The 13,873-nt window shown below is 40.7% G+C and carries 14 protein-coding genes; 8 read left to right on the top strand and 6 right to left on the bottom strand.

The features are described from left to right. Positions 1-54: 54 nt before the first annotated feature. The 6 genes from NSQ52_RS13810 to NSQ52_RS13785 all read right to left on the bottom strand — a co-directional run bounded on the left by NSQ52_RS13810 (position 55) and on the right by NSQ52_RS13785 (position 6,769). On the bottom strand, positions 55-975 hold the full coding sequence (locus NSQ52_RS13810) for an iron-hydroxamate ABC transporter substrate-binding protein (RefSeq protein ID WP_025207786.1): 921 nt from the start codon (positions 973-975) through the stop codon (positions 55-57). Positions 976-1,165: 190 nt separating this feature from the next. Further along, positions 1,166-1,765: a response regulator transcription factor gene (locus NSQ52_RS13805; protein ID WP_007501749.1), complete on the bottom strand. Its 600-nt coding sequence runs from the start codon at positions 1,763-1,765 to the stop codon at positions 1,166-1,168. Then, positions 1,762-2,898 (bottom strand): sensor histidine kinase, encoded by a 1,137-nt coding sequence (locus NSQ52_RS13800; RefSeq protein WP_024718676.1) that lies wholly within the window; start codon positions 2,896-2,898, stop codon positions 1,762-1,764. Before NSQ52_RS13800 ends, NSQ52_RS13805 begins: the two co-directional genes overlap by 4 nt. Before the next feature lie 115 nt (positions 2,899-3,013). Then, on the bottom strand, positions 3,014-4,069 hold the full coding sequence (locus NSQ52_RS13795; protein ID WP_024718675.1) for a fatty acid desaturase: 1,056 nt from the start codon (positions 4,067-4,069) through the stop codon (positions 3,014-3,016). Positions 4,070-4,257: 188 nt separating this feature from the next. After that, complete coding sequence (locus tag NSQ52_RS13790; protein WP_048002752.1) at positions 4,258-5,700, bottom strand: DEAD/DEAH box helicase; 1,443 nt, start codon at positions 5,698-5,700, stop codon at positions 4,258-4,260. Between the two features lie 265 nt (positions 5,701-5,965). After that, positions 5,966-6,769 carry an NAD kinase gene (locus tag NSQ52_RS13785; protein WP_008343132.1) on the bottom strand — a complete coding sequence of 268 codons (804 nt, stop codon included), beginning with the start codon at positions 6,767-6,769 and terminating at the stop codon, positions 5,966-5,968. 448 nt (positions 6,770-7,217) lie between these two features. Between NSQ52_RS13785 and sppA the strand changes: the two genes are divergently transcribed. From sppA to NSQ52_RS13745, 8 genes are all read left to right on the top strand, one after another. Then, the gene (gene sppA, locus NSQ52_RS13780) at positions 7,218-8,219 is read left to right on the top strand and encodes a signal peptide peptidase SppA (RefSeq protein ID WP_024718673.1); all 1,002 of its coding nucleotides are present in this window, start codon (positions 7,218-7,220) and stop codon (positions 8,217-8,219) included. A gap of 14 nt (positions 8,220-8,233) precedes the next feature. Next, positions 8,234-8,758 carry an RDD family protein gene (locus NSQ52_RS13775; RefSeq protein WP_138278862.1) on the top strand — a complete coding sequence of 175 codons (525 nt, stop codon included), beginning with the start codon at positions 8,234-8,236 and terminating at the stop codon, positions 8,756-8,758. A 101-nt stretch (positions 8,759-8,859) separates the two neighbouring features. Next, positions 8,860-9,567 carry a DUF2953 domain-containing protein gene (locus NSQ52_RS13770; RefSeq protein WP_034647385.1) on the top strand — a complete coding sequence of 236 codons (708 nt, stop codon included), beginning with the start codon at positions 8,860-8,862 and terminating at the stop codon, positions 9,565-9,567. Between the two features lie 14 nt (positions 9,568-9,581). Beyond that, a complete protein-coding gene (ytfJ, locus tag NSQ52_RS13765; RefSeq protein WP_007501733.1) occupies positions 9,582-10,034 on the top strand; it encodes a GerW family sporulation protein in 453 nt (150 codons plus the stop codon). Positions 10,035-10,146: 112 nt separating this feature from the next. Beyond that, a complete protein-coding gene (gene tpx, locus NSQ52_RS13760; RefSeq protein WP_007501731.1) occupies positions 10,147-10,647 on the top strand; it encodes a thiol peroxidase in 501 nt (166 codons plus the stop codon). 88 nt (positions 10,648-10,735) lie between these two features. Then, on the top strand, positions 10,736-11,710 hold the full coding sequence (locus NSQ52_RS13755; RefSeq protein ID WP_160757456.1) for a class I SAM-dependent methyltransferase: 975 nt from the start codon (positions 10,736-10,738) through the stop codon (positions 11,708-11,710). Positions 11,711-11,939: 229 nt separating this feature from the next. Next, complete coding sequence (locus NSQ52_RS13750) at positions 11,940-13,124, top strand: acetate kinase (RefSeq protein WP_024718669.1); 1,185 nt, start codon at positions 11,940-11,942, stop codon at positions 13,122-13,124. 99 nt (positions 13,125-13,223) lie between these two features. Continuing rightward, on the top strand, positions 13,224-13,739 hold the full coding sequence (locus NSQ52_RS13745) for a molybdenum cofactor biosynthesis protein B (RefSeq protein WP_024718668.1): 516 nt from the start codon (positions 13,224-13,226) through the stop codon (positions 13,737-13,739). Positions 13,740-13,873: the final 134 nt, after the last annotated feature.

Here is a 13,873-nt window from a genome sequence, read left to right as displayed (position 1 = left end):
CTCCCGCTAGAAGCAGACAGCAAAAAAGCAAGGGAAGAGATCCCTTGCTTCGGTTTATTTACCTAAAAAGTGCTTTTTAAAGAATGATAATTGATATTCAAGTGTGAGTGGATCATTAAAGTAAAACTCTTCCGCATTTGCTTCATACACACGATGTTTTTTCACAGCAGGAATGGACTTATAGATTTCACTGTTTTGATAGGAATTGTCCATCTCGCTGTTTTTGCTAATGATCATATAGTCTCCGGCAAATTCAGGGATGACCTCTTGTGATACCGCATAATAACCAGCTTTTAATGCTTTTTCTTTTACTTTTTCAGGCATTTTTAGTTTCATTGCTTGGTAGAGGATTTCTGTTCCGCGACCCCACGCATCTCCAAAGACGTAAAGATCTTTTGTGCCGCTTTCAAAGACAGATACGGTTGCATCTTCACCAATTTTTGCTTTGATTTCTTTGCCAGCTTCAGCTGCACGCTGTTTGAAATCCTTGACCCATGCTTTTGCTTCTTTTTCTTTGTTTAAGACTTTTCCAATTTCAATATGCTGCTGAAGGTAATCGACTTTGTTATACGTGAATAAAACGGTAGGGGCGATTTTTTTCAGTTTTTCTACATTTTTTGCACCGCTTAAACCGATGATGACATCAGGCTTTAGCTTCATGATTTTTTCTACATTTTCATCGGATACTTCTTCCACATTTTTTAATTTCTTTTTGAAACGTGGATTCTTTTTTGACCAAGAGTCAACGCCCACAAGGTTCACACCAAGTGACAAGACATTTCCTGTATAAGAGGCGAGAACAACAACACGTTTTGGATTTGCTGGCAGCTTCACAGGTCCATTTTCAGATTGATATGTAATCGTGTCTGATGACGTTGATTGCTTTCCTTTATTTGAGGAAGAGTTGCTGCTATTGCCACATGCGCTCAACGCAAGTACGAAGATGAGCATCAGAGGGAACAATATTTTCTTCATGAATGTAAACTCCTTTGAAATCGGCACATCAGCCGTGTATTTGATTGTATGAGTGATAATGATAATTATTATCACTCAGATATCATACCATAGAAGTGAGGTTTGTTGTCAATGATATTTTAGCAGTGGATAGAGGAATTCTGATAAAAAGAAAAAAAGATCAAGGCAGTGTCTGACCTGATCTTTTTTCTTATTTAAACCAGCCTTTTTCTTTGGAACGAGTGATGGCTTCAATTCGGTTTTTGACTTCTAGTTTATCTAAAATAACGGATATGTAGTTTCGGACAGTGCCGCTTTTTATGCTGAGTTCCTTGGCGATTTCTTTTGTGTTTTTTCCGTCTGCGACGAGTTCTAGAACAGACTTTTCTCTTTCAGTTAAAGGATTTTCGTCGCTGTACAAGTCTTCCATTAATTCAGGGGCGTACACCTTTTTCCCTTTCATCACGCTGCGGATGGCACTTGCCAAATCTTCGCTTGGGCTGTCTTTTAACATGTAGCCGCTAACGCCAGCTTTCAGTGCTCTTTGAAAATAGCCAGAACGGGCAAAGGTTGTTAAAATGATGATCTTCACATCAGACTTTTTGAGTTCTTCAGCGGCGTCGAGCCCAGATTTCCCGGGCATTTCAATATCCATTAAACAAATATCGACCGGGTGTTTTTGAGCAAAATCAATCGCGTCCTGGCCGTTAGTGCCTTTTCCAACAACCGTCATATCGTCTTCTAAATCAAGAAGAGATCCAAGAGCACCGAGCAACATTTGCTGGTCCTCTGCGATAAAGATGTTAATCATTTTATTTCCTCCTTATCTTTCGCTGCTGAATCATTTGGAATACTCATGATCAGCTTCGTCCCGTCTTTTGTTTCAATGTGCAGGCGTCCATTTGCAAATTCCAATCTTTCTCTAATCCCTAAAAGGCCATGTCCCTTTGTTTGAGAGGATGGATCACCGCCTTTAAATGTGCCGTTATCCTCAACTGTAATGACAACTTCCTTTGACTTTTGATGAATGGTGATTTGACAGACAGTGGCATCGCTATGTTTGACGACATTCGTTACGGCTTCTTTAATGCACATGCTCACAATGTTTTCGTTCAGAAGAGAGATGTGTTTCGGCGCTTCCTTTTCATCATAAATCATGTCAATATCGGCGGCTTCAAGGATTTGCTTGATGTTCAATATTTCATCTTTGATCCGAATACCTTTCATGGAAGAAACAATTTTCCGCACTTCATTTAGAGACGTTCTAGCTGTCTGCTGAACACTCTTTAGTTCTGCACGAGCCTGTTCAGGATCTTTATACACGAGCTTACGGGCAAGGTCACTCTTTAAACCAATAAGAGAGAGTTTTTGTCCAAGTGTATCATGCAGGTCACGAGCAATGCGCTGTCTTTCTTCAAGTTTGACAAGATCGGCGATCCGTTCATTGGCATTTTCTAATTTCTCTTCAAGGCGTTCACGTTCTTTTCGGCTTCGAATGCTGAGAGGGAGGAGAATGGCGCTAATAAGTGTGATCACAACAAAAGGAATTTGTGTGAGAAACCATCCCTTTTTTAAAATCAAGCTAAAGTTCACTGCTACGGCGGCGCTCCCTAGATGAATATAGTATAAGATATAAAAAGGGACTTTTCTTTTAATGTGCCCATTGAAATAGGCGATGCAAAAAGCGAAATAAATATAGCTGTAGAGCATCACATAGCCTGTAGAAATCGCAATCAATAAAAGACCGAAGACATATAAAGACCATCCTTTTGCGACAAAGGCAAAACGATACACTCCGAAAAAAACCACGTTCAAAATAATACCAATGACAATACCTAAAGTCGTAGGCGTCTTTAAAATAAAATAGAAGGGCAGGATGAAAAAAATGGCCCATATATAGGGGGAAATCCCATGCAATTTTTGAATTTTAAACTGTTTTTTCATCCGTGTGCCACCTTTTCCGTTTTCGTTCTTTTCCTTACTTTATCAAATTTAACTTACGGTTGCATCCTGTAAATGGCAACAAGCTCCTTCTAGAGTAAGAAAGAGCTTGCACCAATTATGCATTTTTCTTCAGAATGTCTCCTTTAATGACAGGTGCGGGCATCTTCTTAGATTGCCGTGCTTCTTTAAAGGTAACGAATGCTTTCGTTTCTTCATCCCAAAGTCTAAATTTCATTGATTCGATACTTGTTTTTAAAGTGATGGTTGGAACATTTTGAAGCGGCTCACTATGATCATGTGCATGCTCCAAGTGATAATTCGGTACCCTCGGACTTAAATGATGAACATGGTGATAGCCGATATTGCCTGTTAACCATTGAAGAAGCTTTGGTAATTTGTAAAAAGAACTGCCTTCTACTGCCGCCTGCACATAATTCCAATGTTCATCTGCTTCAAAGTAAGAATCTTCAAATGTATGCTGCACATAAAACAGCCATACGCCGATTGATCCTGAGATCAGGAAGATTGGACCTTGGACAAGCAGGAACTCCTGCCAGCCAAAAAGAAGACACGTTGCAGCTGCTAGTGCAATGATGCTCACGTTTGTGAAATACGTGTTCCAGCGCTCTTTTTTACGAGCATTTTTGACGTTGAAACGGTTTTTTAAGAGAAATACAAAGATCGGTCCTAAAATAAACATCACAAAAGGATTACGGTAAAATCTGTAGCGAAACTTCGTCCAAGCTGATGCTTCTTGATATTCTTTAACTGTCAGGAGCCAAATGTCGCCAGTACCTCGTTTGTCTAGATTACTGCTTGTGGCATGGTGAATTGAATGATCTCTTTGCCATTGAAGATAAGGGAAAAGGGTGAGTACGCCCGTTACAAAACCGAACAGGTGATTCAGCGGCTTCTGTTTAAAAAAGGATTGATGGCAGCAGTCGTGAAAAATAATAAAGACACGTACTAAAAAACCAGCTGCAATCACCGCAAAGAAGAGGGTTAAAAGGTAGGAGATGTTCAGGCTATAATAGGCAAGAAACCAAAGCCCCAAAAATGGAATGAATGTATTAAAGAGTTGAATGATACTTTTTTTCGAATTAGCACCAGAGAATTGGCCAACTTGTTTTCTTAAAGTGGCTTGCTGCTGTGTGTTTGTTGAAGTCGTCATGAACGTTCAAGTCCTTTCCGTTTCTTTCTACTTCAAAGTATATAAGGAAAGGTGTCATGCTCATAGTAGCACCCATCATGTATTCAATATGACATTTGTCATGTTGGACGCAGGAAAGGCTGATGGTTCAAGGGTTGTAAGCTTATTTTATTTTAAATAAAAAAGTAAAGGCGCTTAGCCTTCACTTTTTATTGACGTGCTTCATGTACTTTTAACTGCTTGCCTTTAATGGTTGTGTGGCGCATGGCATTTAGCACAAGAGGGCCTTTGCCGTTTAAAATATCGACGTATGTTTTCGTATCTTGAATGGTAATAATCCCAATGTCATCAAAGGCAACGCCTTCTATTTTGGCAATGGTCCCAACGAAATCAACAGCCCGCAGCTTCTTTTTCTTCCCGCCGTTAAAATACAGCTTCATAATATCTTTCTCTATGTCGGCCTGCTTATTTTCCTTTTGAATCGGTGTTTCAATTTTTTCTTCAAAGCTTGCCACATGCTGTTCTGCTTCTTCTTTTGTAGGATAAGGCTGAATTTGAAAATGAATACCAGCTTCCTCTTTTAATTCTTCAATAAGCGGCTGCCCGTGCCTTGTCATAAACGCAATCGTTTTCCCGCTTTTACCCGCTCTGCCAGTTCTTCCGGTCCGATGAATATAGCGTTCTTTTTCATAAGGTAGGTCGTAATGAATGACATGTGTCATATCACTGACATCAATTCCTCGGGCTGCTATATCGGTTGCGATCAAATAACGGAATTCCCCGTTTTTGAATTCATCCATGACAGCAAAGCGGTCTTCCTGCCTCATCCCGCCATGAATCTTATCGCAAGGAACATCCCACTCATCCAGCTTCATCGTCAGCTCATTCACTCGCTCCTGCGTATTGCAAAAAATGATACAGCTATCTGGATTTTCAATGACAATCGTTCGTTGAAGTAATGAAAACTTGCCTTCTTCCTCGGTTTCAATCAAGGTGTGGGTGATATGCTGCTTCGTCGTTTCCTCCCGAGCAATCTCTATCACTTTTGGCGATTGTAAAAACTGCTCACTCAAATCCTTCATTTCATCAGACATCGTCGCTGAAAATAACATCGACATCCGCTTTGGCGGCAGATGCTGAATAATAGAAGAGACTTGATCAATAAATCCCATGTTCAGCATTTCGTCTGCTTCATCTAACACGAAAAATGACAGATTGTCTAAAGAAAGTGTCCCTTTTTCAAGGTGATCCAATATTCGTCCTGGCGTTCCGCACACAATGTGGTTCTTTTGTGCAAGCTCTATTTTTTGTGCTTGAAATGGAGCTTTTCCATAAATGGCGGCCGCTTTGATTCGTTTAAATCGTCCGAGGCTGGTCAGATCCTGTTTGACCTGCATGGCAAGTTCTCTTGTTGGGACGAGGATGAGGGCTTGAGGTTTATTCTCAGCCCAATCCACCATTTCACAAATTGGCAGACCGTAGGCTGCTGTTTTGCCACTGCCTGTCTGAGATTTGACAATGAGGTCCTGCTTTGAAAAAGCAACGGATAATGTCTCGTGCTGGACGGGTGTAGGTGTATGGAAATGAAGCGCTTCTAGCGCTTGTTTCAATTCATCGCTTAATGGATATTGATCAAAATGTTGTAATGGCATCGTGTTCTCCTTTTCGTACATGTATACTTGTGACATCATACCATATCTTTTCAAAGACACCATGACCTTGAATGAAAAAGCATCAAAAAAAGCCCCGTAAAGGAGCTTTCAGCGTGTAGACAAACCCTCGCATTCGGTGTCAGATTTGCGCTCCGGTACTCACGAATGTCAAATTCGCTCCGTTCCGGTGCTCACTCTTCCTAGACTTCAAAGGTTTTCTATCACGCTGAAAAGAAAACAAAAGCCCCTTAAAGGAGCTTTTTGATTAAAGGAATCTGCGTTTTACTTTTTCCCAATAGGAGTTATCTTTTAATTTGACCGTCTTGATCACTTTACCAGAAAGGCCAATATCAATTTGTTTGACATGTTTTGTACCTAGCGCTTCGTTATCAAGACCGATAATCGGATGGTCGTTACCGTCCTGAACAACCTTTAGTGTCAGCTTGCGGTCACTGCTTAAAATGAAAGGAGCTCCAAGTGTACGGTATGAGTTGTTGTTCAGCGATGCCAGCTCGGTTACTTGCATACACGGAAGCATCGGATCCACCACGGCGCCGTTGACCGATTTATTGTAGGCCGTTGAACCGGTTGGAGTGGAAATAATCATCCCGTCGCCTCTAAAGGTTTCAAAATGGAAATCATCTATATACACATCGATGACAAATGTTTTAATGATGCTAGAGCGGATCGACAGTTCGTTTAAGCAATGGAACTGGTTTGTACTGTCAACGCTTACATCGATGATCGGATATTTTCTCACTTCAATTTGTTCAGTGTTCATGGCATCAATCATTTTATCAAAATGTTCTAACGAAAAATCGCAGTATAGGTGCGAATTCTCTGTTTTTGATACCCCTACATACAAGCAGTCATCCCGGAAGTTCGTTTTGCGAACGGCTTGAAGAAATGTACCATCTCCACCAATTGAAGCAATGATATGGGCATCTTCTGCACGCTTTACGACGTGAAAGCCTTGATCGGTAGCGAGCTTCTCCAGAGAAGAAATGTGTCCATCCAATTCATGATCTTTTTTGTAAAAGAAAAATACATTGCGACGATTGTCTGTCATTGACGTTCTCCCCTTTGTTGTCAAAAATAGATTTCGAGTAATAAAGGGCTTACATAGAAAACCCTTGTTCACATTTTACACTTTTTTCATATGAAAGTAAAAATATTAGAAAGACGCTTCATTTTGATAGAGGCTTCCATTTGAGAAATGAGTCATTGTAAGTGATTAGACAACGCTGACTTTGAGCATAATTTAATAGCTCATTTTGGAAGAAAGAGAGGTCTGGGTGTTTCGTTGTGGAGATGAGCTGATCTATTAGATGTAGAAAGAGGATAAAATAACCAATTTTTCGTCATGATGAGCAAATGATAGAAGATGTAAAGTTGATCGTCATTTCACATCGGTGCTATCATATGTTGAAATGAAATGTAAAAAAACCACAGTTCCTGTGAAACATTTCATATGTGTATTCGTATGAACGAAGTGAGACAAAAAGGAGGAGAAAGAAATGAATGCGAAAAGATGGGTAGCCTTAATCATTGCACTTGGTGTTTTCGGCTTTTCGATTGTGATTAGTATCACGACGGCCTTGTATGAAAGCTTCAATGATAATAAGATGAGCTATCAATTCGGGGACGAAATCGAAGAAAAGGTACTAGAAGATGGCAGCGGTGCGAGTAAAATTGCTGTACTTGAGATTAATGGCACGATTCAAGATAACGGCGGTGCATCCAGCCTTCTAGGCGGGGAAGCGTATGATCATCGTGCGTTCTTAAAGGAATTAGATAAAGCAAAAGACGATGCGTCTGTGAAAGGTGTCTTGCTGCGCGTCAACTCTCCTGGCGGCGGTGTCTATGAAAGTGCTGAAATACATAAAAAATTAGAAGAAGTAAAGAAAGCGAAGAAGCCAATTTATGTTTCCATGGGTTCAATGGCGGCTTCTGGCGGCTATTATGTATCCACTCCAGCGAAAAAAATCTTTGCTTCACCTGAAACGTTAACAGGGTCTCTAGGGGTCATCATGCAAAGTTTGAATTATGCAAAGCTGGCAGATAATTTAGGCATCAAATATGAAACCATTAAAAGTGGAAAATTCAAAGACATCATGTCCCCAAATCGTGATATGACAAAAGATGAGCGAGACATCATGCAAAGCATGGTTGACAACTCTTATGAAGGCTTTGTGAAAGTCATCTCAGAAGGACGTGGCATGTCTAAGCAGGACGTCAAGAAAATTGCTGACGGCCGAATCTATGACGGAACACAGGCGAAATCGAACGGATTAGTGGATGAGCTTGGGTACTATGAAGATGCTCTAAAAGCAATGAAGAAAAATGAAAAAGGGTTAAAAGGAGCGACAGTGATCAGCTATTCTCAAAGCTTCGGCTGGAACTCTCTCTTCAATATGAGTGCAAGCAAGCTCTTTAAAAGCGAAATTGATTTTCTGAACTTAAAAGAAACACTGGCTGGCTCAAATGGGTCTAAACCGATGTATCTCTATTCAAAATAAAGGAGGGATCATAGATGGATTCTACATTCGATGAAGTAACGGAAAGTCGCAGCCAAGAGGGAGAATCAAGGCCGACTCTTGCGAAGCGCACTTCAATTGAAGCGCAGGCTTTTGCAGGTTTCTGGATTAGATTTTGGGCATTTATCCTAGATTGGCTCGTCGTATGGGGTGTTAACCATTTGACGGTTTCTCCAATCTTTAGTCTCTTTGGCTGGTCAAAAGGGGGAGGTTGGTTTTCCCCATTTTCCGTCACAACGACAATTGTCTTTCTGCTTTATTTTGCGATCATGACAAAGATTTTCCAACAAACACTTGGAAAGATGGTGTTTGGAATCAAAGTCGTCTCACTTCAGCCGGAGAAGAAGCTGCCATGGGATGTCATTTTCTTTAGAGAAATTGTGGGGCGATATATTAATACGCTTTTTGTTCTCTATGCTGTGGTTGGGTTCACGCCGAAAAAGCAAGGGGTTCATGACTACTTTGCAGATACGGTGGTTGTTCATGAACATTTATATGAAAAAACAGAAGCAAACGCATAATCAAAGAGAGTTTGGCCGGGTACCGGTCAAACTCTTTTTTTTGGTGATTGGGTATAAAATCCAGAAGGAGAGCCATAATCGTAGAGGAAGCATCATTTGTTATGGAGGAAGTGAGCACAGTGCTGTACGTTTGGATCGCAGCTTTTTTGTTCCTTGTGATCTTATTGATCTTTATGAAAGTGACCATTTCACTGGACTATTCACATGCAAATGACAATGACCATATTGCGGTGAAGATCATCACCTTATATGGAATCGTCAGACTGAAGAAAGACATTCCGATGGTGAAAGTGAATACGGAAGATCAAACGATTGATATTCGTGAAAAGAAAATGGCCAGCACCAAAACGCCTAATCAAGAAAAAGAAACCATGCATAAAAAAGTGGGAAAACGTGATGTAAAGGAAATCCTTCATCAAATGGAGCGTATTACAAAAGAAATTGTCGATCTAAACCGGATCATGCGAACGTTTTTCATTCATATAAAAATCGTCTCATTTCACTGGTCCACATGGATTGGTTTTCATGACGCAGCTTTAACAGGTGTAGCAGCCGGTGGTGTGTGGTCAGTCAAAGGAGCACTTCTTGCCTTTATGCAGGAGCACCTCACCTTTAAGCACAAACCCGTCTATGAAGTGATTCCCGCTTTTCAGCACAAAGTATCACAGACACACTTTGCATGTATAGCTTATTTTCGGATTGGACATGCTATGCTTGCAGCCATTCGATTACTTGTCCATTGGTTAAAAGGGAGAAAGGCGAGAAAGAATGCCTCTCTTCAAGCAACGAAGAATGAATCATCTGTTTAAGGAGGAACCCGAAAATGGCAGATCATCCAATCCAAGGTCTGATGAAGACAGCGATGGAAAACTTAAAAGAAATGATTGATGTGAACACGATCATCGGCGATCCAGTCGAAACCCCTGACGGCAGTGTCATTCTCACTGTGTCAAAGGTTGGTTTTGGATTTGCAGCCGGCGGCAGTGAATTCAACGGTAACCAAAAGAAAGAAAAACGGTCTGATGAACAAGAACGAAAAGAACCGAGACTCCCATTTGGAGGCGGAAGCGGTGGGGGAGTATCGATTACACCAATCGCCTTTTTAATTGTGGGAACAAATGGCGTACGAATGCTTCATTTGGATGAACACACACATCTGCTCGATAAAATATTGGATTCTGCTCCTCAAGCAATTGAACGTCTTCAGCACATGTTTAAGAAGGATGAACGGGAGCATCGTCACAAAGAACGAAAACTAGATGACATAGACCTTTAAAAAGTTAGCTGCCCTGCAGTTAACTTTTTTTTCAAAATGGACGATTAGGCTTTGCAGTTTTTTGCTTTCTCTACTATGATAGAACCATACATTTGATAAGGGAGGAATTGTTTTGGCATCGATCACATTTAAAGGGAGCCCAGTAACGCTTGTAGGAAATGAAGTGAAAGTAGGCGAGCAGGCTCCAGATTTCACGGTATTAACGAACTCACTAGGGGAAGTTTCACTTTCTGATTTAACAGGAAAAGTGACGATTATCTCAGTGATTCCTTCTATTGATACAGGTGTGTGTGACGCACAAACAAGACGTTTCAATGAAGAGGCAGCCGGTTTAGGTCCGGTCAATATCTATACCATTAGTGCAGACCTACCATTTGCACAAGCACGTTGGTGCGGAGCAAACGGAATTGAAAATGTCGAAACATTATCTGATCATAGAGATATGTCATTTGGTGAAGCGTTTGGTTTATATATGAAAGAATTGCGTTTATTGGCGCGTGCGGTCTTCGTATTAGACCCAAGCGGAAAAGTGGTTTACACTGAGTACGTAAGCGAAGCAACCAATCATCCAAATTATGAAAAAGCCATTGAGGCTGCGAAATCACTGTTATAAAAGCAGCATCGACAAGAGCTCCGGCTTCATACTGGGGCTCTTTTCAATGAGAACATATAGCTTTTAACAAAGCGAGGAGAGAAAAGCATTGCAGAAAGATCAAGTGAGTACGATTTTTGAGCTGCTCGATACAGCTTCAATTCGTTTAAAAAAGGAACAGAACATTTCCTATATTGAAGCATTGGCAGAAGCAGGAGAAGCCTTTTTCCAGGCAAATGATCGAAACGGTTTACTAAAAGATTTAATAGAGAAAGCAGATTTCGCCTCTTATGATCATGAGCAGATTCGTAAAGCGTTTCAGCTCGCCGTATTAAAAGGACAAAAGGATATTTCACATCCAAACCGGCAGATGACACCTGATACAATTGGTCTGTTTGTCAGCTATTTGGTCAATAAATTTTTAGAAGGACAAAAAGAGCTGGTTGTCTTTGATCCAGCAGCGGGAACAGGGAATTTACTGCTTGCGGTCCTCAACAATGTAACAGCAGAAACAACACGCGGTTTTGCCTCTGAAATTGATGACGTGCTCATTAAAATTGCGTGGGCACAAGCGAACTTAGAAGAAAAAGAAGTAGAGCTATTCCACCAGGACAGCCTTGAGCCGCTTCTTATCTCACCAGCAGATGTTGCTGTATGTAGTCTTCCTGTCGGGTTTTATCCAAATGATGAGCGCGCTAAAGACTATGAATTAAAGGCAAAAGAAGGTCATTCCTTTGCGCATTATTTATTCATTGAGCAAAGTCTGCGTTACACGAAAGAAGGCGGCTTCTTATTCTTCATCATTCCAAACGATTTGTTTGAAGGAAAAGAAAGCGTACAATTAAAGGATTTCATCAAAGAACATGCATATATGAATGCGTTAATTCAGCTGCCAGTCTCTATGTTCAAAGACAAAAAGCATGCCAAAAGCTTATTTGTGATGCAAAAGAAAAAAGAGGGGCTCGAAGCACCGAAACGTATGCTATTTGCCAATCTGCCATCTTTCTCACAGAAAGAAGCAATGGTTGGCGTCATGAGAAAATTAGACCAATGGTTTTTAGAAGAAAAAGAAACGAAAGAATAGCCAGAGTGATGTCTGGCTATTTTATTATTCAGAAAATAACGACTTATTGATGTAAGCGGTAACAGTTCGAAGGTGTACTTGAAATGCAAAGTTTTCAATGTTTAAATGAAAAAGTCAGATATTTTTCGGACTTATCGTTAAACTATAAAAGACCCGTTCAAACAGGTTGAATATAGCACCGAAAAAACGTGAAACCTTATATAACAACTGAGTAAAAGGAGCGACAGTAATGTCCAAAATTATTGCAATCAACGCAGGAAGCTCATCTCTTAAATTCCAATTGTTCGACATGCCAGAAGAAACCGTTTTAACAAAAGGTCTTGTTGAAAGAATCGGAATGGACAACAGTATCTTCACGATTTCTGTAGATGGAGAAAAGAAAACAGAAGTCACAGATATTCCAGATCATGCAGTAGCGGTTAAAATGCTGCTTGAAAAACTAATTGAATTTAACATCATCAAAGACTTTAATGAAATTGATGGCGTAGGACACCGCGTCGTTCACGGCGGAGAAAAATTCAGCGATTCTGTTGTTTTAACAGATGAAGTCATCAAAGACATTGATCAGCTTTCAGAGCTTGCACCACTTCACAACCCTGCAAACGTTGTAGGAATCAAAGCATTCAAACAAATTCTGCCTGACGTACCAGCGATTGCTGTGTTCGATACAGCGTTCCACCAAACAATGCCAGAGCAGTCTTACCTATACAGCCTTCCGTATGACTACTACAAAAACTTTGGTATTCGTAAATACGGATTCCACGGGACAAGCCATAAGTTCGTAACAGAGCGTGCAGCAGAGCTATTAGGCCGTCCTCTTGAAGAGCTTCGTTTGATTTCTTGCCACCTTGGAAATGGTGCAAGTATCGCAGCAGTTGAAGGCGGAAAATCAATCGATACGTCAATGGGCTTCACACCACTTGCGGGTGTTGCAATGGGAACACGTTCAGGTAACATTGACCCTGCCCTTATTCCATTTATTATGGAGAAAACAGGACATACAGCTGAAGAAGTACTTTCTACTTTGAATAAGAAGAGTGGTCTTTTAGGTGTGTCTGGTCTTTCAAGTGATCTTCGTGATATCGAAGAAGCGACAGAAGAAGGAAACGACCGTGCTGAAGTAGCACTAGATATTTTTGCAAGCCGTATTCATAAATACATCGGTTCTTATGCAGCGAGAATGAATGGTGTAGATGCCATCATCTTCACAGCTGGAATCGGTGAAAACAGCTCAGAAGTGAGAGCACGTGTACTTCGTGGTCTAGAATTCATGGGCGTATATTGGGATCCATCTCTTAACAACATGAGAGGCGAAGAAGCATTCATCAGCTACCCTCACTCTCCTGTAAAAGTCATCGTGATTCCAACGAACGAAGAAGTTATGATTGCAAGAGACGTTATGCGTTTAGCGTAATATCCTTTTGAAGCTCTTTTCCTCAGCGGAAAAGGGCTTTTTTCTATTGAAATCAGCATGCTATAATGTGAGGCAATATGAAAGGAGCGGTGTGAAGATATGAGCGTCGAAGAACATAAACGCGAAGCGAAAACGAGGCTTCATGTAAAAGTCATTACCGTCAGTGATACAAGGACAAAAGAAACAGATAAAAGCGGCCGTCTAATGATTGATTTGCTCAAAGAACAAGGGCACCTTATTCTTGCATACGATATTGTGAAAGATCACATTGGAGCGATTCAAGATGCCGTTTTAGAAGGAACAAGTGAAGCGAAGATTGATGCCGTCTTGTTAAACGGGGGAACTGGTATTGCAGCAAGGGACGTCACGATTGAATCCATTACACCTCTTTTCTCAAAAGAGCTGCCGGGCTTTGGAGAAATATTTCGCATGCTGAGCTATACAGAAGATATTGGATCAGCCGCTATCTTATCTAGAGCGACGGCAGGGGTGATTAACCAAAAAGCCGTTTTTGCCACACCAGGCTCTACCGGAGCAGTTCGGTTAGCCATGACCAAACTCATTATTCCAGAGCTTCCTCATGTCTTGCGAGAGCTTGAAAAAGATCAAAAATAGCCCAAAATGACTCTGCCAAGAAAATTTGGCAGAGTTTTTTTCATAAAGGGGTTGAAAAAACAATTTTTCCTTGTTACAGTGTATACATACTAAATGCATGTTTATAAATTAAAACTTATTTTTATGCAAAAAAC

Source organism: Bacillus sp. FSL W8-1141 (assembly GCF_038593205.1).
GTDB lineage: Bacteria > Bacillota > Bacilli > Bacillales > Bacillaceae > Bacillus > Bacillus altitudinis.
Note: the sequence above shows the minus strand (reverse complement) of the source record. Positions and strands in the feature narration are given on the sequence as shown.